General features: G+C 52.7%; 21 protein-coding genes. 11 read left to right on the forward strand and 10 right to left on the reverse strand.

The window, feature by feature from the left end:
• The first annotated feature begins 78 nt into the window (after positions 1 to 78).
• The 5 genes from HB631_RS18200 to HB631_RS18220 all read left to right on the forward strand — a co-directional run bounded on the left by HB631_RS18200 (position 79) and on the right by HB631_RS18220 (position 5,944).
• A complete protein-coding gene (locus HB631_RS18200) occupies positions 79 to 1,062 on the forward strand; it encodes a hypothetical protein (RefSeq protein WP_213992596.1) in 984 nt (327 codons plus the stop codon).
• Positions 1,063 to 1,132: 70 nt separating this feature from the next.
• Positions 1,133 to 2,098 (forward strand): Ig-like domain-containing protein, encoded by a 966-nt coding sequence (locus HB631_RS18205; RefSeq protein ID WP_213992597.1) that lies wholly within the window; start codon positions 1,133 to 1,135, stop codon positions 2,096 to 2,098.
• A 253-nt stretch (positions 2,099 to 2,351) separates the two neighbouring features.
• Entirely contained in the window at positions 2,352 to 3,596 is a 1,245-nt protein-coding gene (locus HB631_RS18210; protein ID WP_213992598.1) for an Ig-like domain-containing protein, read from the forward strand.
• An 87-nt stretch (positions 3,597 to 3,683) separates the two neighbouring features.
• Complete coding sequence (locus tag HB631_RS18215) at positions 3,684 to 4,922, forward strand: Ig-like domain-containing protein (RefSeq protein ID WP_213992599.1); 1,239 nt, start codon at positions 3,684 to 3,686, stop codon at positions 4,920 to 4,922.
• An 86-nt stretch (positions 4,923 to 5,008) separates the two neighbouring features.
• Entirely contained in the window at positions 5,009 to 5,944 is a 936-nt protein-coding gene (locus HB631_RS18220) for an Ig-like domain-containing protein (RefSeq protein WP_213992600.1), read from the forward strand.
• A gap of 139 nt (positions 5,945 to 6,083) precedes the next feature.
• Here HB631_RS18220 and HB631_RS18225 read toward each other — a convergent pair whose 3' ends face one another.
• The 4 genes from HB631_RS18225 to HB631_RS18240 all read right to left on the reverse strand — a co-directional run bounded on the left by HB631_RS18225 (position 6,084) and on the right by HB631_RS18240 (position 9,619).
• The gene (locus HB631_RS18225) at positions 6,084 to 6,956 is read right to left on the reverse strand and encodes an MBL fold metallo-hydrolase (RefSeq protein ID WP_213992601.1); all 873 of its coding nucleotides are present in this window, start codon (positions 6,954 to 6,956) and stop codon (positions 6,084 to 6,086) included.
• A gap of 143 nt (positions 6,957 to 7,099) precedes the next feature.
• Complete coding sequence (locus HB631_RS18230) at positions 7,100 to 7,783, reverse strand: SDR family NAD(P)-dependent oxidoreductase (RefSeq protein ID WP_213992602.1); 684 nt, start codon at positions 7,781 to 7,783, stop codon at positions 7,100 to 7,102.
• A 316-nt stretch (positions 7,784 to 8,099) separates the two neighbouring features.
• On the reverse strand, positions 8,100 to 9,167 hold the full coding sequence (locus tag HB631_RS18235; RefSeq protein WP_213992603.1) for an SDR family oxidoreductase: 1,068 nt from the start codon (positions 9,165 to 9,167) through the stop codon (positions 8,100 to 8,102).
• Positions 9,168 to 9,394: 227 nt separating this feature from the next.
• Entirely contained in the window at positions 9,395 to 9,619 is a 225-nt protein-coding gene (locus HB631_RS18240) for a SymE family type I addiction module toxin (protein ID WP_213992604.1), read from the reverse strand.
• Positions 9,620 to 10,107: 488 nt separating this feature from the next.
• On the opposite strand from HB631_RS18240, the gene HB631_RS18245 reads away from it, so the two are divergent.
• Positions 10,108 to 10,815 (forward strand): glutathione S-transferase C-terminal domain-containing protein, encoded by a 708-nt coding sequence (locus HB631_RS18245; protein ID WP_213992605.1) that lies wholly within the window; start codon positions 10,108 to 10,110, stop codon positions 10,813 to 10,815.
• 32 nt (positions 10,816 to 10,847) lie between these two features.
• On the opposite strand, the gene HB631_RS18250 is transcribed toward HB631_RS18245, so the two are convergent.
• On the reverse strand, positions 10,848 to 11,264 hold the full coding sequence (locus tag HB631_RS18250) for a hypothetical protein (RefSeq protein ID WP_213992606.1): 417 nt from the start codon (positions 11,262 to 11,264) through the stop codon (positions 10,848 to 10,850).
• 307 nt (positions 11,265 to 11,571) lie between these two features.
• On the reverse strand, positions 11,572 to 12,873 hold the full coding sequence (locus HB631_RS18255; RefSeq protein WP_213992607.1) for an MFS transporter: 1,302 nt from the start codon (positions 12,871 to 12,873) through the stop codon (positions 11,572 to 11,574).
• Positions 12,874 to 13,183: 310 nt separating this feature from the next.
• On the opposite strand from HB631_RS18255, the gene HB631_RS18260 reads away from it, so the two are divergent.
• Complete coding sequence (locus tag HB631_RS18260) at positions 13,184 to 14,641, forward strand: mechanosensitive ion channel family protein (RefSeq protein WP_213992608.1); 1,458 nt, start codon at positions 13,184 to 13,186, stop codon at positions 14,639 to 14,641.
• 5 nt (positions 14,642 to 14,646) lie between these two features.
• Positions 14,647 to 14,973 carry a hypothetical protein gene (locus tag HB631_RS18265; protein ID WP_213992609.1) on the forward strand — a complete coding sequence of 109 codons (327 nt, stop codon included), beginning with the start codon at positions 14,647 to 14,649 and terminating at the stop codon, positions 14,971 to 14,973.
• Between the two features lie 133 nt (positions 14,974 to 15,106).
• Here HB631_RS18265 and HB631_RS18270 read toward each other — a convergent pair whose 3' ends face one another.
• Positions 15,107 to 15,403: a hypothetical protein gene (locus tag HB631_RS18270; protein WP_213992610.1), complete on the reverse strand. Its 297-nt coding sequence runs from the start codon at positions 15,401 to 15,403 to the stop codon at positions 15,107 to 15,109.
• Between the two features lie 372 nt (positions 15,404 to 15,775).
• Here HB631_RS18270 and iraP point away from each other — a divergent pair, with 372 nt between their 5' ends.
• Entirely contained in the window at positions 15,776 to 16,084 is a 309-nt protein-coding gene (gene iraP / locus HB631_RS18275; protein WP_213992611.1) for an anti-adapter protein IraP, read from the forward strand.
• A 57-nt stretch (positions 16,085 to 16,141) separates the two neighbouring features.
• On the opposite strand, the gene HB631_RS18280 is transcribed toward iraP, so the two are convergent.
• Positions 16,142 to 17,425, reverse strand: a complete 1,284-nt coding sequence (locus HB631_RS18280; RefSeq protein WP_213992612.1) for an SGNH/GDSL hydrolase family protein — start codon at positions 17,423 to 17,425, stop codon at positions 16,142 to 16,144.
• 106 nt (positions 17,426 to 17,531) lie between these two features.
• Here HB631_RS18280 and HB631_RS18285 point away from each other — a divergent pair, with 106 nt between their 5' ends.
• Entirely contained in the window at positions 17,532 to 18,440 is a 909-nt protein-coding gene (locus tag HB631_RS18285; RefSeq protein ID WP_213992613.1) for a LysR family transcriptional regulator, read from the forward strand.
• A gap of 4 nt (positions 18,441 to 18,444) precedes the next feature.
• On the opposite strand, the gene HB631_RS18290 is transcribed toward HB631_RS18285, so the two are convergent.
• Both HB631_RS18290 and HB631_RS18295 read right to left on the reverse strand, forming a co-directional pair.
• Positions 18,445 to 19,104, reverse strand: a complete 660-nt coding sequence (locus HB631_RS18290) for a DsbA family oxidoreductase (RefSeq protein ID WP_213992614.1) — start codon at positions 19,102 to 19,104, stop codon at positions 18,445 to 18,447.
• A 2-nt stretch (positions 19,105 to 19,106) separates the two neighbouring features.
• Positions 19,107 to 19,628: an isochorismatase family protein gene (locus HB631_RS18295; RefSeq protein ID WP_213992615.1), complete on the reverse strand. Its 522-nt coding sequence runs from the start codon at positions 19,626 to 19,628 to the stop codon at positions 19,107 to 19,109.
• A 256-nt stretch (positions 19,629 to 19,884) separates the two neighbouring features.
• On the opposite strand from HB631_RS18295, the gene HB631_RS18300 reads away from it, so the two are divergent.
• On the forward strand, positions 19,885 to 21,027 hold the full coding sequence (locus HB631_RS18300) for a crosslink repair DNA glycosylase YcaQ family protein (protein ID WP_213992616.1): 1,143 nt from the start codon (positions 19,885 to 19,887) through the stop codon (positions 21,025 to 21,027).
• Positions 21,028 to 21,091: the final 64 nt, after the last annotated feature.

The following is a 21,091-nucleotide window of genomic DNA, read 5'->3' on the forward strand; positions in this document are numbered from 1 at the left end:
CTAATATAAATATCAAAACTTCATGTAGACCCTACAATAATTTGATGCACCCAACCGCGCATCCATTAAGGAGTGGAGATGGCACTTGCACCCCCTTTTTTGCCTCAAGTAATGAATGGGCAAATACCGACGGCCACCATCCAGTCCGCTGGCGGCATAATATATCAGATATTACGTAATGAAAATTCGGCCGTGGATGATGTCATAGAGATATATTGGGATGGAATATTTATTGGTCATTATACCATTAGTAATCCATATGCTGATTTTCCTATTGTAGGCTTCGTTCCGCTGCAGCTAGTACGGCGAGGAATAAATATAATTAGTTATACTATAACGGATCGTTTAGGTAATCCCGGCAGTTCAGAGCCCCTGGAAGTGTTTGTAGCTATCTCATTGTCCATGATAATTTCCACCGGAGCCGCCAATTTCGACTTTGATGCCATCAGGGTGAATCCGTTTAACCGGGGGGTGGTATACGGTAATCCGGGTGCCAGGATCAGATTAGATATAATTGGCCAAGCTTATTTTTATGAAACGGATGAAAGATTCTTTGAGCTCAATCTTGACTCCACCGGCCAAGGCTTTTTCCGTCTCTGGTCAAATGAACAAAGTGCTAATTTTGTTCTCGCCAGTGATATGACCAGCGGCATGAACTCCACGCAAACAACTGTGTTCGGTCCTTTCAGGAACGGCGAAGATAAAATATTAAGGATCAATTATACCACCGGCGCACCGGCAAATGACTTAACATACAATTCAATTTATTTGCTGACCGATATTATTTCCAATCGAGGGAATATTATTACCCATGTACGGGCACAGGTCAATGGCAACGCAACCATAGTAGGGTATACCCAGACTGCGGATATTTTGCTCAACAGCGATCAATCCGCCACTATTAATATTATTGACCCTGTTGCCGAACAGGTCAGAGTGATACTTTCTTTACCCCAAGCCAGTGGTTCGGAAGTCATTTTGAATACTGTATTTGTTTCACAACCTGTCGGCATTAGCAATACATTATCAGAGCCTGAAAGATATGTCGACGCGGAAATTTAATCACAGAATGTTAATGCGCGGTGCGCAATCAAATAAGTAAAAATGTTTCGTCATCAGCCAGGGGCATAATATGCAAGAGAAATATTTTTCCGGCGAGGAACCGTTATCCGACGAGGAGCCATTGGCAGATTACAGCCTGACATTGGAGGTGACATCGGGTGCTGTAGCTAATGGCATTGCCACTAATACCGCCAAGGCTACGCTAAAAACGGGCAGCATATACCTGGCCAACAGGCTTATTACCTTTGAGCTTTCCGGTAGCGCAAGGTTTAGCAGCAATAACGCGCAAACTGATTCTGTCAGCACCAATAGCCTGGGTGTTGCAACGATCTATTTTACCAACAATGTCGCTGAAACAGTGTCAGTCTATAGTATTTATACTCCGCTCAATGGCGAAGATATTCTCGCGAGAAAATATTCTACCTTTGAAAATGCCGCTTCTCCGGTGCTTATTCTGAATTCAAGGGTTGACCAAAATAATGTTTATGCTGACGGTAGCCTGCCAAATATCATCATTTATACGGTGACGAATTCCGCCGGGCAACCCGTACCCGATGAGCTGATCAATTTTACTTTGCTCGCAGGCATGGCAACTTTGTTGCCAGGGCTGTCTAGTCGTACCGATTCACAAGGCATGCTTCCTCTTTATCTCTATGCCTTTGTGCCTGGCACGGTTTCCGTACGCGCATACATCGCAGCTCAGCCGAATGTTTATCGGGATGATCAGGTTAACTTCAGGTCAAATGACATATTAACTGTAACGGTGATAAATGACTTCGTTCCAGCCAATGGCACAACGCCCGTTCAATTGCGTTATCAATTATTGAATAGTCAATTGCAGCCGGTAAGGAATACTGCATTGGGATTCAGGGCCAGCGGGAATGCTATGTTACCGAGCACGGGTGTTACAGATAATAATGGTGAATATTTGTTAAGCATCACTAATACCACACCTGAGATGGTGAGGGTCACATGCTACTTAATATCTGACCCTTCTGTTGATATCAATACCGACATAACGTTTGTTCCGGTTTAGCCTAAGAGAGGGTGATGTATAAACAATATTTTATCCACTTACATTAAAGCAGTGTTAATAAACGCTGCTGAGGACTCTCTACTTAATTAAAAAAGCTAATGGCGGTTTAAACGTAATTTCTTGTTTGAAATAAAATAATGTAGTTTTCAATAGCTGAACGCTTATTACTCGCTTGATAATTAAAAATATATGAGATCCAACTGTTTTTTGTTGGAATGAGGAACAGTTGCTGACCTTCAGTCTGAGGTAATCTATGACCAATGTTATTATTCCACCAGAGGAAAATTGCGCAGATCACCGTCTGGAGGTGGCCGCGACGTCAACCGCTCAAGCCGACGGTTGTGATACCAATAGCGCGATTGCACAATTGAGCCTTCACGGCCAGGCATTACAGGGATGCGTTATTTCTTTCACCTTAACCGGCGACGCCCTGTTTACCGGCGGCACCCAGCAATTTTCCGCTATCACGGACGGGCAGGGGGAAGCGACGGTATTTTTTACCGATACCCGGCCGGAAACAGTGCTCATCACCTGCAATTTTAATCAAACACAGTGCTGGGAAAGCGCCAGTTTTGAGAGCAACCCCCTGGCTGATATCGGTATATCAGGGGCGGTGTTGCAAAATAACGCACAGGCCGACGGCATGTCTCGCAACGGCATGCGTTATCGCGTTTTTCAAGTGGTCGGGGGCGCTCCCGTACCCGGAGCAGCGCTGGCTTTAAGCGTTTCCGGAGAGGCGATGCTAATTCCTCCTGTCGGACCCTGGTTCACCGATGACAACGGGCTCTATGACCTGTATGTCACCAATGGCGCTGCCGGTCAGGTGTTGGTGAGCGCCAGAATACCCAGCGCTCCTGGGGCCGAGAATAATACTTTTCTGAACTTCGTTCCAATACAGGTCCCGGAATATGTTTTGTCATACAGAGTGACCCGAAATAACGCACCGGCCGACGACGCTGAGAGAAATGCTATCACTTATAACTTGAGCCTGAACGGCGTGGGTGTTGCCAATAGGGTGCTGAATTTCATGGCAAATCCCGCGTCATCGCGAATTTTTGTCTTCAATCCCAATACAAACGCTGCCGGAAACAATTCCATAACGATAGCCAGCATTACTCCCGGACCTGTGGTGATAACCGCCTCCGTCCCTTCAATACCCAGCCTGCTGCCCGTCCAGGTCACGCTGAACTTCACCGAAGTTATGCGGCGCTATTCCATTGTCCATCAAGTGATCAGAGATCGCTCGCCGGCCGGAGGTATCCCAAATCAAGTGCGTTACACGGTTCTATCTCTCGCCGATGGTTCGCCTCAAGCAGGCGTCCGGTTGAGGTTTTTCGCTAGCGGTGAAGGACGGCCCTCACCCACAACGGGAACCACATTGATGGACGGCACATTCACTCTTGATATTTTCCGTAATTTCGTCGGGACGGTCACGGTTACAGCGAGAGTCGAGTTTGAACCGCTGGCAGAGAGCAATGTGGACGTGACCTTCACCTAAGTTTTACGTATTTTTACCCTGATGTGGGCAATCTTTTCAGCGTATTTAACAGGCTGCCTACATGAAGCCCAACGGCCGGAGGCAACTATGTCAGATGATACTTTGCCGTCAATTCTTCAGGATGCATGCCATGACCTGACATTGACGGCTACCACAAATGCGATAGCCGACGGTTGCGATACCAACAGCGCAACCGCGCGGTTATGTTATCAAGGCCGCCCGTTATGCGGGCAACTCCTCTCATTCACCTTATCCGGCGACGCCCTGTTTACCGACGGCACCCAGCAATTTTCCGCTACCACGGACGGGCAGGGGGAAGCGACGGTATTTTTTACCGATACCCGGCCGGAAACAGTGCTCATCACGTGCAATTTTAATCAAACACAATCTTGGGAAAGCGTCAGTTTCGATAATAGCCCCCTGGCTGATATCGGTATATCAGGGGCGGTATTGCAAAATAACGCACAGGCCGACGGCATGTCTCGCAACGGCATGCGCTATCGCGTTTATCATTCAAACGGGGGCGCCCCCGTACCCGGAACAGCGCTGGCCATCAGCGTCAGCGGGGGGGCGATGCTGATACCACCGGCAGGCCCCTGGGTCACCGATGCCAACGGTATTTATGATCTGTATGTCACCAGCGGCTCCCCCGGCCAGGTGTTGGTGAGCGCCCAGGTACCCAGTGCCCCCGAAGCCACAAATAATACCTTTCTGAACTTTACGCCGGTGGCGGTGTATTCCCTTACCTCCAATACGATCAGGAATTACCAATCGGCCGGCGGCGGGATCTCCAACACGATTGTCTTCACCCTTACCCGGGATAGCGCGGCGGCGGCTAATGAAAGAATGAGTTTTACCGCGAATCCCCCTACGGCGACGATTCAGGCCTTAAGTGCCACTAACGCCGATGGTCAATTGATGGTTGATATCATCAGCCCCTTCGCCGGGGAAGTGGAGATTACCGCTGTTGTTGAGTCCCAACCCAGCCTACAGCCCGTGCATGTTATTGTAACGTTCACCGAGCCTGTGCGGCTTTATTTCATTGCGAATGAGGTGATAACAGATAACGCGCCGGCAGGCGGAGTCATTCCAAACCAGGTGCGCTTCACGGTTTACACATTGGACGGATTCGTACCTCAGCCCGGTATCGCAATGAGTTTCTCCGTTACCGGCAGTGCGCGGGTCTTACCCTCTTCAGGCCCCACAGATCTGGACGGCACTATTGCGGTTGAAATCTACAATAATGTTGCTCAGCCGGTCACCCTGACAGCCAGAATCACGTCGGAACCGACGACAGACAGCAACGTTGACCTGAGTTTTACCTAATCCGCGCCAAGGCGTTTCTCAACCCGGCAGTCTCTTCAGCTCGCTGAGCAGACTGCCGATGCAACGGCTAGTGACCGGAGTCAAATATGTCAGAAGAATATTCGTTATCAAACAGCCAGGACGGGCTTTATGGGCTAACCATGGCGGCTACTTCGAACGTACGGGCAGACGGCGAGGCAACCAATAGCGCGACGGCACGGCTATATTGCCGCGGTATGCCGGTCTGTGGACAATGTCTTGATTTTGAGGTGACTAAGAACGCACGATTTACCAGCGGAGATCGATGCCTATCCCTGCAAACCAATGAACGGGGCGAAGCGACGGTATGTTTTACCGATACCGTTGCCGAACAGACCGTTATTATCTGTCGCTTCGGTAATAACGTTGCGTTTTTGACTGCCGCCTTCCTTGCCGACGAAATCGATATCAGCGTTGAAGTCTGGGTCAATAATGCATCCGCTAACAGTCCCTCCGGCAATCAACTGTTTTACCGTGTTTTTAACGTCAGAACGAATGAGCCCATCCAAAACGCCATAGTGGATTTCAGCGCTACCGGACAGGCAACGCTATCCCAGGATTTCGGCACGACCAATCAGGAGGGGATATTCCTGCTGACAATATTCAATCCGTCCGCCGGAATGGTGCTGGTAAACGCGCAGGTGCGAGGGTATCCCAATGCCGACAATCACACCTTTGTGACCTACACAGCCGTCCTGCCGAGGTACCGTTTGACCGCCCAGGTAGAGGTCGAGCGGCCGGACGGCGTTACGCCGGTGTTTTTTACCTTAACCGATCTTAACACCGGCCTGCCGGTACCGGGTCAACTGCTGCGGGTTTATTGCGGGACAGGGGCCACACAAACCTTGATGGATACTCCCGGGCCGACGGCAGAGGATGGCACGGCCAGGAGCGGTTATTATGTTGCCTGGAATGCCATCAACCATATGCTGGTTGTTTTGGACATTGATGAAACGGTGAATGAGGGTTTTATCTTGGTGGGAAGCAGCATCATTTTGCCTTGAGCCCTGAGGGATAACGGCTGTTGCCGTGCGCATTGCTTAAGCCGCCCTCCAGGGCGGCGGAACAGGCGATGATATCGCAGCCCATCATCGCCAGGCCGGTCTCAACAGGTATAACCGTTGGTTCGTCTTTTGCCGGCGTTCAGCAATAGCGCCAGGCATAATCTTCCCCTTCCCGCGTCACATACCCGGCGGATGCGCCGGGAAAATGCGCAGGCAGAATAAGCGCGCCGCTTTCCGCCGCCTGTTCCAATAAAGCCAATCTTGATGCCATGGCCGTCCGCGGGTCCAGGCAGTAGGTTGATCCCCACTCCGGACGGGCAACCTGTAGCGGGCTGTGCATGGCATCGCCGGAAAACATGGCTTCACGGCCGCCGGAGCGCATGGAAATAACCATATGCCCCGCGCTGTGGCCCGGAGCGGGATGAAAAGCGATACCCGGCAATATCTCACCGCCGTCCGCGTCCATGACAACGGCCTGATTGGTACAGATAACCGGCAAGATGCTGTCGTCAAACAGCATGCGGCGTTTTTCCCCGGCCGGGGTAAAAAAATACTCCAGCTCTGTCCTGGGCAAGACATACTTGGCCCTGGGAAACGTGGGTTGCCATGCGCCGTCCACCAAGCGGGTATTCCAGCCGACATGATCGGTGTGCAGATGGGTCAGCAAGACATAATCAATCTGATCCGGCGTGGCGCCCGCCGCCGCCAGCCGTTGCAGGAATGGATTTTCCAGCTGATGGAACAGTGTGCTGAAAGGCCGGGACTTATGGTTGCCGATGCCGGTGTCGATAAGGATTTTCAGACCGTCGATTTCAATCAGCCATGAATGAACGCTAAGCACTATCTCCTGTGCCGCGGTAAAATCCACCGGCAGAATCCGGCGCGCTATGGCCTCATCTATATCCTCCACCGCGGCGGGATAAAGGGTACTGAATGCCAGCGGAAATTGCGTTTCCACGATGCGGGTGATGACGGCGTTTCCCAGCCGATAGGTAGCGTGATGTTCCGACATTCTTTTTTCCCCGGGATGGACGACCGCGATATGATCATCCATGCCTTATAAGTCTCAGTTCAGATAAAAAGCACGTGTTGTAATTATCGGTCAAAGATATAGCGATGGTGAAGCTCAGGGGAAAGGGGCCTCTAACAGTATTGCTACCAGCCCAGGGTCTCGCCCCGATAGTTCAGGAAAGCGATGCCTCGTTTAGCCAGGCGGCCCAAAAGCATATCGGCGACCCCATTGGTGCTGGTTTCAACATCCAGGACCGCATCCGGTCCCCCCATATCCGTTCTGACCCAGCCGGGCGCCACCGCCGTCAGCGACCAGGGCGCATCCCGTTTTTCCGCCGCGAAGCTGCGCAGTGATTGATTCAGGGCGGATTTGCTTGAGCGATAAGGCTCCCAGCCGCCGTCGTTATTGCCGGAAATACTGGCCAATTCGGATGACATCACCGCGACCGCTCCGCCGGCCCGCACCAGGGGCGATAAGAGACGGGTGGCGGTCATGGCGCCGATAACGTTGGTACGCATCACCGCCAGCAGCTGGTCGCCGAACGGTAACGCGGCATCCCCGGCGGTGCCGGCATTCACCATCAGCAGATGGATCTGACGGCCGGAAAGTTTTGCGGCCAGGGCGAGCAGCTCCTCTTCCCTATCGATATCCACGGTCTCGACGGTCAATCGCGGCTGACTCGCTGCCAGTTGGCGCAGATCGGGCCGCGTGGAACCCCGGCGTTCGGTGGCGATGACAAACCAGCCCCGTTCAAGAAAACGCTGTACCAAACCATATCCCAGCCCGCGGCTGGCGCCGATGATTAGCGCGGTTGATTCAGTGGTCATAAAACCTCCATTTTATGGATATAAGCGTTCATCCGTAAGGATGTGGGTAAACATGCCGTCAGAGGAAGTTAATCATAAGAGTGTGCGTTAAGATTTCATGACTGACGGTGCGATGTAAACAAAGCCCACAGTCTGCTGGTCGGCGATGGGTTTGTCGACAGCGCTAATGTCATTTTAAAAATGACATTGTGTCATGAATCTTGATCGATTCTGTGTCATGAATCCCGATCATGGGGATAACAACGATCTGCGCTCTTCTATAGCAAGGGATATGGCGGTGGGCGTCCCCCGGCAAAGAGCGCTCCGCCGTTTAGCGTCAGGCCGGAATAATGCGCTGTGCCTTCAATTGTTCGAACAGATCGAAAAACGCATCGCGGGTGTCCTGATAATCCATAAAACCGGCTTTTCTGCTTTTGCTCATATTGGTCATGACTTCCATCGGCCGGCCGAGATCGGCGTCGGTGTGCCACCATGAGGCCAGTTTATCGATGTCGGTTTCCCGCAACGAATATCGTGCGGCAATCGCCTTCCACTGTACCGCCGCATCCTGCATTCGGTGTTCCAGCGGTTGAAGGGCGCCGGGAAACGGCGCCGCCTCGATACCGAAATATTCCGCCAGCTGTGACCACATCCATTGCCAACGGAACACATCGCCGTTAACCACGTTAAAATCTTCATTTTGTCCACCGGGCTGGGTGGCGGCCCATTCAAGATGCCGGGCCAGCAGTCGGGTATCGGTCATATCCGTCAGCCCGTGCCATTGCATGGTCGAACCCGGGAACACAAAGGGTCGGCCGGTATGCTTGCATAAAGTCGCATAAACCGCCAGCGTCACCCCCATGTTCATGGCATTGCCGATGGCATAGCCGATAATGGTATGGGGGCGGTGCACGCTCCAGGAAAAATCGTACTGTTTGGCCGCGGCGAACAGTTCATCTTCCTGGGCATAATAAAAGTTATCCACCGGCTGCCGCCCCTGCTCCTCGCGAAACGGCGTCGGGGGAACCGCGCCGGTGCCATAGGCGTCGAATGGACCTAAATAGTGTTTTAATCCGGTCACCAGAGCGGCGTGGCCATTGGTCAATGTTCCGCCTAAGATATGCAGGACGTTGCGCACCATGGCGCCGTTGACCCGGATATTCTCTTTTTCATTAACCTGCCGCGCCCAGGCGGTAAAAAATACCCGATCCACCCGCAGGCCTTGCAACGCCGATCGCACCGACTGTTCAGAAGTAAGATCGGCAATGAGGGAAGTGCATCCCTCTGGAATGGGGGTGCGTCCGCGGGAGATGCCGTAAACCTGCCAGCCGTCCTTAAGCAGCGTTGTCGCCAGCGCGCTGCCGATAACGCCGCTGATGCCCACAATCAATGCACGATGTTGCATGATAACTCCCATTATGTAAGTGAAATGGCTTTACCAAGTTCTTTGCAATGAGTCTACGCTAGCGTTGATTTCTCATCCCGGCTAATATTTCCCTGTATTCATGAATATTTATCCTTAATAAGACCTTATCCCTTGAACGCTTGACCGGCATAGCTCACTTTGTCTATGCCTCCGATGGTATGTTTTTGCACCCATTCAAGCAACCTGACCTGAAGAGGGTCATGCCCTCAGGCCGACGGCGCAGGTTCTATAACCAATCGCCCCGGCTCCGCCGACACCGTCACATGCTGACCGGTAAGAAAGCCACAGGCGGCAAGCCAGCGGCCGCCGAGATAAATGGCGGGCGAGGGGTTATCCCTGCCGCCGTTTGGAACGTAACCGATAATATAACGCCGGTCCGCAAAGTCCTCTTGAGTCTTATGATTTACTGCATGAACGACCTTTTTAGCCATGGTAATTTATTCCTTATATGTCCAGAATTTTTCGAATTGCGCATCGTGGGCGGCGATTTAAGTCAGCTATTCTTACTTCCGCGATAGATACAGCGAAAGAAACGCCCATCAAATACACGAGTGGTATTATTAGCAAATGAAAATTTAATATAAATATCGCCTTGGCACTGTGAATATTACCAGTGAATTAAAAAAAGTCTAATAAAATAATAATAGAGAACGATAAAAAATTTTAATCCTAATAAATATAACTGAGGTGATTTACAAAAAAATATAATTCACTAACAACGGTCTTTATTTTTTTTCTATGGATATTAATAAAAAGTTAATATTGAAATTCTCATGCGGAATGCCGGCGTGCCCGTTGCGCTGCCCGGCGTTTCACGGTAATTTGAGCCGATCGCATTACAATGCAAAGCCCGCTATGCCGTTGCGGCAAGGGCGCTTGGCTTAGTGTAAATTAGCACTGAATTCAAAAGGGAAACGTCATGATCAGATTTTATTTTAACCTGGCGCCCAATCCCGCCAAAATCGCGCTGTTCCTGGAAGAGGCACAGCTGCCTTACGAGCCTTTTCCAGTAGATACCGCCAAGGGGGAACAACATCTGCCCGCGTTTCGGGCCATCAATCCGAACGGCAAGGTGCCGGCGATTATTGATAGCGAGGGAACGGGGGGTAAAGAGGTCAGGGTGTTTGATTCCACGGCCATCCTGCTTTATCTGGCGGAAAAAACCGGCCAGTTCCTCGGCGAGCCGGAGGGCAGGCCGGAACTGCTGTCCTGGCTGCTGTTCATTGCCAGCGGGGTAGGGCCATTTTCCGGGCAGGCGGTGCATTTCCAGTACGGCGCGCCGGAAAACATTCCTTATGCCGTCAATCGCTATCGCCGGGAAGTGGAGCGTCATTACCGGGTATTGGATGACCATCTGGCGGGACGGGAATATATCGTGGGAAAGGGTTTTACCATTGCTGATATATCAGCCTGGGGTTGGCTCGATCGCGCTCCGAAGATATTCAAAGGCGAAGACGATCCCCTGGCGAAATTTCCCCATCTGAAGGCCTGGTTCAGCCGGGTGGATGCCCGTCCGGCGGTGAGTCGCGCCCGCGCGCTGGGTAAAGATCACAGCTTTAAAACCGCCAGCGACGAAGAGAGCCGCCGGGCGCTTTTCCCGTCCAATTATCCGGAAAACCGGGATTGATAAACAGGGCTCGGCGAACTTTTCGCCGGGTCTTATTTCACCATGCCGCCCATATCTATCCCATCATTCTTATCACGTTTTCGCTGTGCGGCGAGGGCAAGGTCTTCGTTCCGTTCCTCGGGACTTTTGATGACTTTATCCTCTTTCCTGGATGCAAAACCTTTTTCCTTCATAACCCGATCCATGTCAGAAGACAATTTGCTCAATTGCCCTGACTTTTTGCTGTTATGGGTGGCTTTGTTGTTTTTAACGGTGGTGAGCTTGTTGGACACTTGGGCACGTAAAGCCGTCAAATTTTTTTCAAATTGTTTTGGTGGATTGAAGCAGTTAATGGGTGTATTGCAAACTTCCTTAAACTGCTTGGTCAGTGCGGTGATTTCACGGCTTTTTACATGCTCCGCCGGAGAGAGTGCTTCATGTTTACAACTGCCTAATCCGAAGATACTCATTGTTCGCTCTTTATATTAGTAAAAATAATTAGGCTGAAAACAATGCCACAGTAATTCTTGAGAAAATATCAAAAAACGACCAAGCCTGTCAGTCCGCAGAGTTGAAAAGCGTGTTTGCCGCGGTTGAAGGCGAGAGGGCGAGAGAGTGCAATGTTTGCTGTAGAGGATTGATTTTTAGAGGTTCATCCTTCGAAGCACGGTGTATCTTGCAGGCTGCTGGCCCACTCGCCCGCAGTCAATAAGCCCGGGAGATTCATCGTCACAATACGGTGAATCTCCCGGGTAAGCGCTTAAGGCGCCAGAAGGCTTAATTTATCGGTGCCGGGGTGCCATCCCTTTGCGGTTGGGCATGGGCTGTATCATCGAATGTCGGCGTCTTGACAAAGGTCCATAGAATCACCGCGCCGCCCACGTCCAGTACGCTTAGAAATATAAAGAACGGGTTATAGCCGATGGTTTTTACCAACGCGCCCATGATCAATGTACAAATCAGGATACCGGTCCAGCCGGCGGAACCGGCGAAGCCGCTGACGGTGGAGACTTCGTCGCGTTTAAACAGGTCGGTGGCCATAACGATACATTGGGTGGACAACATTTGATGGGCGAACGCGCAGATGGAAACCAATCCGATGGCAACATACGCGCTATTGACAAAACCGACAAAGGACAGCGGCAGCATCATCAACGCGCCGAGGGAAAAGGTCAGCCGACGGGCGTTGATGGTGTTTACCCCCCAAACCCGCATCATGATTTTATTCAGGAAGCCGCCGGCCAGTCCGCCGAAATCGGCGGCGAGAAACGGCAGCCAGGCGTACAGGGCAATGTCTTTTAACTCCATGTGCCGTACCGTTATCAGATATATCGGTAGCCAGAAATTAATAGTGCCCCAGGTGGGATCGGCCAGAAAGCGCGGCAGGGCGATGCCCCAGAAATTGCGCATTTTGAAAAAGGACATCACCGCCGGTTTTTTCCCGTCGGCCATCAGATGCCGCTCTTGACCCTCGCTGATATAATCCGCTTCCTCTTTGGTAACCATCGGGTGTTTTTGCGGCGAGTCGTATAAGAACCACCACATCACGGCAAAAACCAATCCTATGGCGCCAGTGATGACAAAGGACATCTGCCAGTTGTATTTCAAAAGCGCCCAGACCACCAGCGGCGGCGCCAGCATGGCGCCGATTGAAGTACCGATATTGGCAATACCGCCGGCGATGCCTCTTTCCGTGGCCGGGAACCATTCGGAATTACATTTCACCCCCGACGGAATGGCGGAGGCTTCGCTTAATCCCATGATGCCGCGCAGGAAAGCCAGCCCGCCCCAAGAGGTGCATCCCGCATGGGCCATATTGGTCAGCGACCAGATGACGATCATGATGAAAAAGCCGAGTTTCAGGCCGATGATGTCAATGATATAACCGCATATGGGCTGCGCGACGGTATAGGCCAGTTGAAATGAACTCAGGATCCAGGAATATTGCTGTTCAGAAATATGTATTTCTCTAAATAAGGTCGGCGCGGCAACGCTTAATGAGCTTCTTGCCAGGGCGTTGATAATAGTGCCCAGCGAAACCAGGCCAATCATCCACCACCTCAGATGCTTTATCTTCATTTTGATTGCTCCTGCGTGCCTAAAGCCGGTACCCAGAACTCAGGCAGCACGGCGGCTACAATTTTCATCTCTCGTTGTCCTTTGTATAGTCATTATTTATGAGAGCAAACTAGAACATGTAAGACTACCATTCAAGTATGATAGGTTGGATTTTATGGGCAATGTCTCATATAAAATTGCAAAGAATGTCTTTGCATTACAAAAGTGTTATGTCACGCATTTAAGATGCTGTCGGCAGGCCGGCATTACCGCTTCAAAGCAAAATCAGGTATTGTTGGGATCCTGCTGCCGATGATGATGGAGAGTGTTAATGAGTCTCTTGGGATTCTCTTTTCCGCTTATTTGCGCCCTGTTGCTGTTGGCTGTGGATTTGACGCTTTGGCAATGGGTTGAGATGACATGGTTTCGCTGGAAGGTGTTGATTCGTCTGGGCCTGTATTTCCTCTTCAGCCTGGCGTTAATGAACGCCGGATTGAGCCCCTTGTCCCCGATTCCGGCGGAAATACCCTCCCCCCATCATGCATTGGTGATTATTTTGGCCATTGCCTGGTGGCTGATGGGCGCCCGGACGCTGACCGTGCTGCTGATACTGATACTGGCGCCCCGCATCGGCGGCAAAGGGCATCTTCTGCAAGACGTGCTGGGGGCGTTTATTTTCCTGGTGGCCGCCGTGGCGGCATCAACCTATGTGCTCGATTTACCGCTGAAAGGCCTGCTGGCGACCTCCGGCGCCGTGGCGATTATCCTTGGTCTGGCGGTGCAAAGCACCCTGAGCGACGTGTTTTCCGGCATTGTGCTCAACGCCACCAAGCCGTTTCGCGTCGATGATTGGATACGGGTGGACGATATAGACGGAAAGGTGATTGAAATAGATTGGCGCTCAACCCATTTATTGACCTCGGAAGGCAGTATGGCGGTCATTCCCAATGCCATGGCGGCCAAAACACGTATCGTCAATTACAGTCGTCCCGATCATTTTCATTCCGTTACGCTCAGCGTCGAGCTGCCCGTGCGATTGCGACCCAGCCTGGCGCTGGACGCGCTGGAGAAAGCGCTGCAAGGCTGCCGGGAATTACTGCTGCAGCCCCAGGCCGGGGCGTTGGTGAAAAAAGCCTATGTGCGTTATGTGGAATATGAAGTGACCGGCTACGTCAAATCCCGAGATCGTCTCGATGCGGTGCGTAATCAACTATACGACCTGATTTATCGCCAGCTGTCGGTCATCGAAAACCTGAATCGCGATCGTCCGGACAGGCCCTTGACGCGACAGTCGCGGGTGCTTAATAGCGCCAGCGCATTGCGGATGCTCAGCGAGGACGACCGGGCCGAACTCGGGGAAAAAATGCGGCTGACGCTGTTCAGCGCCGGTGAGGTGATCATGGAGCAGGACGTGGTGCCGGACAAACTGCTTATCATCGAATCCGGGGTGGTATCGGTGTCGGTATCCACAGGGCCCCAGGAGAATGAACTGGAGGTAGGCCGCATGGGGCCGGGCGATGTGATGGGGGAGACCGGCATTGTCGATGGCAGCGCCGCCCTGTCGCGATTCACAGCCATGACCGACTGCGTGGTATACCGGATTCAGTATAAGGATCTCGAGCCCTGGCTGGAGGAGCATGGCGAATTACGTGATGTCATGGTGAGATTGGCTCATTTCCGCGCGCAAAAAAGGGCGGCGATTATTCAACAAAAGCCTTCCGCGCCGGTCAAAAAAGGTTTTATGCGCTGGTTACGCCAAAAACGGGGCAAATCACTTTCCCACGAATGATCTTTTTGCTGGGTTCAACCTTTGAAAACCTTGAAAGCGATTTACGGCATTCCGGACCCGATTCGAATACCTGTTCGCCGCCGGCAGGTAATGGGGCCGTTATCGCGATGAAGGCGGGTGAGTCCGCCCATACTCCCCTGGACTTTTATCAGATGTTTCTTGACGAGTTATGCAGTTTGACCGTAAAGCCGGTGACCTTAGACGAACTTGTTGCAATGACAGCGCTGCATAAATCGCAGATTAGCGAATGGTTGAAACGCGCCGTTGATGATGGACATATCGTAAAATTCAATCACCCTGTGCGCTATCAATGCGTAGATAATAAGGAGTAGTGTCATGGGGGAGGGCCGCGCCCAGACCAAGCCTATCGCCGTTGCCAAGACTTTTTCCAGGCATCTGCCCGCCAGTGGTCCGTTGTCTGTCAAATGAGTTCTTAACGGTGGGCAGCGGCGATGAAACCACTGTTTATTCCGATATCAGCGTATTTATCGCGTTTTTGACTTCCAATGAATTGCAAAAAACCTCGAATGCCAAATTGCCCCCCGTGAATCGGTAGGTGCCCGGTACGTTCAATTCCGCTGTCGTATCAGGAATAGAATAAGGTGTAACTAATATTTCCAGCAATGAGAGCTGTAAAAGAATATTTTCCGATTCCAATCTCAAAAATTCTTTTTTTGCTCCAAACGTTTTTTCCGAGGTGGCCATGCATGCAACAAAACGTACGGCAAGAAAAAATATCGAATCTGGTATTTTTTTCATCATTATTTTTCTTATCAATTTGCGAAAAGGCGCAAAAGCGGGCGACTTATTTAAGTGTATGGTTAAATTATAGCCCGATAAAAATTCGGCGCGACTAAAATGTTAGTAAAGCTGAACAATAAATTTATGCTTTCCCTTTAAAATCATTGCATTATCTATCAATGGCTTTTAATGCATGCTACCTGCTTTCTCCAAATGATGTTTAGTCATAAATAAATGAAAAAATAGAATTCATCCAACGCACTCAAAATTATAGAGAGAGGAAAAAAGCATCTGATATTATTTTATGCTGCTCATGACGTAAATCATGCCCAATGTTTTCGTGTTGTTCTGTTAAGCTACGCAGACCGGCCAGCTGACCCTTGAGTCACACTTATGCAAAATTTAATTTCGGCAATTCTCATTAAAATGGCAAAAGTAGATTCCCAGTCGAAAGATCTTACAGCGCAGGTGGATGCGCAATCCCTGCTAATGGCCGCATTGTGTTTAACCTTGCAAAAAGGTGAGCACGGCTCCTTGGCGACCAATATCCTCAAGGCCATGACCGCCGCTACCACCGCCTCCAAAGAAATTTTGCAGTCGGACGCGGATCTCTTGTCAATGCATATAAATCGGTTGATCTCCATTACGCATTTTGTTGAGAACCACGCTGAACCGCTGTCCGGAAACCCGTCCGACCTATAGGGGCGTGTAAACCACCGTGAGCAACCGCACCGACGTTTGATGTCATGCGCCCGCTATTCAATGATGCCGGGTCGGCGACAATAGCCGCGGGTCTATGGCATCCGCCATGGCGCGGTTGCCGGTATTGCCCGGATGAAGATGATCCCCCGAATCAAAGGCCGGGTTGAGCCGGGAAGGGTGGGCCGGATCCCGCAGTAAGGCATCGAAGTCAATCACGGCGTCAAAGGCCAGACTCTCGCGGATCCAGTTATTGATCCGGCGGCGCAGCGCATCTTTATCGGCACGGTAATAATTGTCCAGCGGCGTTCCCGGCAGCGCGCCCTCGAAAGGGGGCAGGGTGGCGCCGATGATGCGGATTCCACCGGCATGAGCCCGGCTGATTAACTGACGATACCCTCCGATAAGCGCGTCCGTCGACGGCAGCGAACCGCGGGGATCGTAAAGCGTTCCCGGCCAACTGATGTCGTTAATGCCCAGCAGGACGATAACGCTGCGTACGCCGGCTTGATCGAGCACATCCCGATCAAACCGGGCCAGGGCATTGACGCCCATACCATCGGACAGGAGGCGGGCGCCGGAAATACCGGCATTAATCACCGCTACGCCCCGGGGCGCGAGGCGCTGGGCCAGAAAGTCGGGCCAGCGGGCGTTGGCATCCATCGACGCGCCATTGCCATCCGTCACCGAATCCCCGATAACCACCACCGTACCGCCGATGCGAGGCGTATCCACTAAAATAGCGCTCAAAAGAGCGCGGCTGGTAATCGACTGATTTGTGGTTATATTTGCAGACAGGCTTTGATCGCCCGCCGCAATCCATGCCGTTTGCCGCGCGTCCCAATGAAAGGTTTTTATGGGGGTCTGCCCGGGCAAATACACACTCACCGCCAGGCTGGCCATTGAGGGGACGGCGAGGTCCACCGGGTCGCTAATCAGCGGCGCGCCGGGGGGAATGGTGACGGTGGTATTCCCGCCGAAGGTGAGCAAACGAAGGCTGTGGGTGTCGATGGCCCCCTTGTCGCCGGCCAGGGCCACTGATGCTTTGCCAAGCGTCAAGGGCGTTTGCCCGTAGGCGTTGGAGAACACTATCTGTAGCCGTTTCCCCCCCAAACTTATCCTCGCCACCTGGCGCACCGTCTGATTTTCTAACCGGTCGGGGATATGAGTGGGGAAGGGGAAGTTCTTTCCCCATACCGCTTGCGGGCTGGCGGTCCAACTGCTTACCCAATGGGTGGCCGGCATCGCGCCGGCGGACGGTGCCGGGAGGGTGAGGAGCGCCAGCGCCAAAAAACCGAAAAAATATCCTGATAACAGCCGGATGTGAGTATTGCGATTCGCCATAATCTGTCCCTTGTGAGTTCATAAGACTTCTGGGAAGAAATGATGAATTAAAAACCCGATATGCAATAGACTGGTAATACGACTAAGAATTGTGACGTGAAATCATATGTCCCGGTTAGAGATCAATCGCGCAGGTGAACTGGAAGTGTTTGTCCGGGTGGTGGAGCAAGGCAGTTTCTCCATGGCGGCAAGTTTGTTCAACATGACGCCGTCCGCCGTCAGCAAGCTGATAAGCCGGCTGGAGAAACGCTTGGGCGCGCGTTTGCTAAACCGCACCACCCGGCAATTGCAGCTGACGCCCGAAGGTTGCGTATTTTATGAGCGCGGAGTTCGCATCCTGGCCGATCTGGAGGACGCTGAGCAGGGGCCCGCCACCAATAGCGTTCCACGGGGGCGCGTCAGAATCAATGCCAACGTTCCGTTTGGTCACCATTTCCTGCTGCCGCTGGTTCCGGCGTTCCTGGCCCGTTATCCAGACATTACCCTGGATATCACCCTGGCCGATGAAGTTATCGATATCCTCGAGCAGCGGACGGATATCGCGGTGCGCGCCGGTCCGCTGAAAAGCTCCGGCCTGGTGGCGCGCAAGCTCGGCCAGACGAGAATGACGATTGTCGGATCGCCGGAGTATCTGGCGCGACACGGCACCCCGCGGCGGGTGGATGATTTGGCGCACCATAACCGGCTGGGGGCGAATTATACACGCTCAATGGCGGGATGGCCGTTACTGGACGACGGCGCCGCCAGCGTAATACCCATGAACGGCAACGTTCAGGTCAGCGATGGCGAGGGGTTGCGCCGTCTGGCGCTGGCGGGGGTGGGTCTGGCTCGCCTGGCGGTATTCCAGGTTCGTGAGGACCTGGCCGCCGGCAGACTGTTGCCGGTGCTGGAAGCATTCAACCCCGGCGATAGCGAGGAGGTCCATGCGGTCTTTCTCGGGCAGGGGGGATATCTGTCCCTGCGGGTCAGGGCGGTACTCGACTTCCTGGTGGAGAACATCAACCTGGCCCGTTAAAACATTAGGCTTTGGCGCCGCGGGCCTCAAGGGCTTCAACAATGGCGCCGCGAAACGCCGCGGCGGGTTGTCCGCCAATCAGCACCCGTCTGTTATCGATGATGATGGTGGGGACGGAATTGACCCCATTGCTTATCCACCGCTGCTCCTGCGCCCTCACTTCCTCGCCGTACCGGCCTGAATCCAATACCTCCCTCGCGGCGGCGGCATCCAACCCCGCCTCTTGGGCCACCTGCACCAATACGGCCCGATCTGACGGGTTCTTTCCGTCGGTGAAATAGGCGGTGAACAAAAGACGTTTCAAGGCATGCTGACGTCCTTCCAGTCGGGCCCAATGCAGCAGCCGATGCGCGTCGAAAGTGTTATAGATCCGGCCGTCGGGAAAGCGGTTGTTGATGGTGAAACCCACATCCCTCGCTCGCTGGCGAACTCTCCCCTGTCCGGCCTGCGCCTCGGACGGTGACGAGCCGTATTTTTCACCCACGTGTTCAATCAGATTCTGACCCTCGGCCGGCATGGCCGGGTTGAGCTCAAACGGGTGAAAAACGATGTCTGCTTCCACCTCGGCACCGAGTTCGGCAAGGGCTTTTTCAAGGCCCTGCAGGCCGATGATGCACCAGGGGCAGGAAACGTCCGAAACAAAGTCAATCCGCATCGTTTTCATGGTTAATAGTCCTGTAGAATCTGCTCGGTTGTTTTAAGGGTAATGATATTGCCCGGTATGGAAAGCCCGGCCCATACTTCATTATGGTGCGCAATTAACCCTTGTGCTGAAACATATCGGCGATCGGCGGTGGTATGGGCATCGGAGGCGATGGTTAAGGCATAACCCTTGCTGGCGGCGATTTTTATGGTGGTATCAACGCAATAGTCGGTGGCGCAGCCGCAGATGGTCAGATGGGTGACCCCCAGTTCGGCCAGGATATTGTCCAAAGACGTGCGGTAGAAGGCATCGCAGGCGGTTTTGGTCACCGTGATAGCCTGCGCCGGTCGATGCAGTTCCGGCAGCAATTGCCAGGACTCGCTGCCTTCAGTCATTTCACCTTCGGCGTGCTGGATGAAAATGATTTGCCCCGCATGGGCCGTCAGCTGGTTGATGCGTGCTACCCGGCCGCCGCGATCAAAACGGGGAGACGCGAACACGCCGTTTTGCATATCAATCACCAGCAGCAGATTTTTACCCGTCATGGCGGTCCTCTTGGTTGGCATGACTGAAATGACATTTCCTATCAAGCATGCTGATTAATAACGTGATATATCCGTCATACTGCAGGTTGCAGTCAGGTTGGCTTGCCGCAACTCAAATTATTCAGCGTAGGCACGTGATTGATAATAAAACGACAGGCTCTGCGGCGGCCTGGGATGATTGTTTTATAGCATACCCCGGTTGCGCCTGTTTGACATTCCAGGCGGGTAGCTTACAGATAAGGTACGAGTATTGATTATGTCTGACCAGTCTTTTGCGGTATCACCCGCCCGTGCCCGGGAAATCTGGCTCCATGCGCAGCGGCTCGACGTTGCCGCACCTTTTGGCGAGGGTCCTGATGCGGTGAGATTGGCCGCCGAACATCTGGGTTATATACAAATCGATACCATTAATGTGATCGAGCGGGCTCATCATCATATTCTGTATAGCCGGATTCCGGCCTATCGCCGCGCCGATCTGGATCTGGCGCAGTCCTTGAATAAATCGGTGTTTGAATACTGGACTCATGCCCTGGCTTATGTCCCGTTCTCCGCTTACCCCATGTATGTGTCGGCCATGGACCGGTTTCGCGCCGAGCCAAGCCCGTCGTTCGCCGGGCTGGAGGAGGATGACTATGCCGCATTGCTGCGGCGTATCCGTGACGAGGGTCCGTTGTCAATCCGTGATATTGAGGAAGCGCTGGTGGAAAAGACCCACCCCTGGGGCAGCCGCAAGCCATCAAGACGGGCGTTGCGCTTCGGCTTTTTTACCGGCGATCTGACGGTCAGCAAGCGCACCGGCATGGTCAAGTCCTACGATCTGTCCAGTCGCCATTTTGGCTGGCGCCGGCGGCCGCGGCCGGTTAACGACGCTCAGTTGGCGGAATACCTCTTGCGCCGGGCGCTGCAGTCCCAAGGCATGGTCAGCGTCGATTCCATCTGTTACGGCAATGCACAGCATAAAGCGCCGATCCGCCTGGCTATTGAGTCCGAGGTGAAACGCAAACGGCTGGTGCCGGTGCATATCGAGGGCAGTGCGAAAGTCCCGCACTGGGTAGAACCGGCATGGCTGGAGATGAAACCGGATCCCGAGCCCGTACCCCTGGTGCATATCCTCTCGCCATTCGATCCACTGGTTATCCAGCGTAAACGTTTGCAGCTTTTCTTTGGTTATGAACACCGTTTTGAGGCTTATGTGCCGGCCGCTAAACGTCAATTGGGCTATTTTGCGCTGCCGGTGCTGGCTGGGAATGAAATTGTAGCCGCCATTGACCTGAAGATGGACCGCCCAACGGGGAAATTGCTGATGCGGCAATGGACTTGGATGGTGGAACAACGTCCGGAATTGCGGTTAATGATTGATGAGGCGTTGGGCCCCTTCGAACGGTTCCAAAAATTGTAATAAACTTTATTAAAAAATATCTTAAAAAATATTGCCTATTCGGCGTTTATTACACATCCTTTTA

The sequence above is a fragment of the Sodalis sp. dw_96 genome (genome assembly GCF_018449575.1).
Taxonomy (GTDB): Bacteria; Pseudomonadota; Gammaproteobacteria; order Enterobacterales; family Enterobacteriaceae; genus Acerihabitans.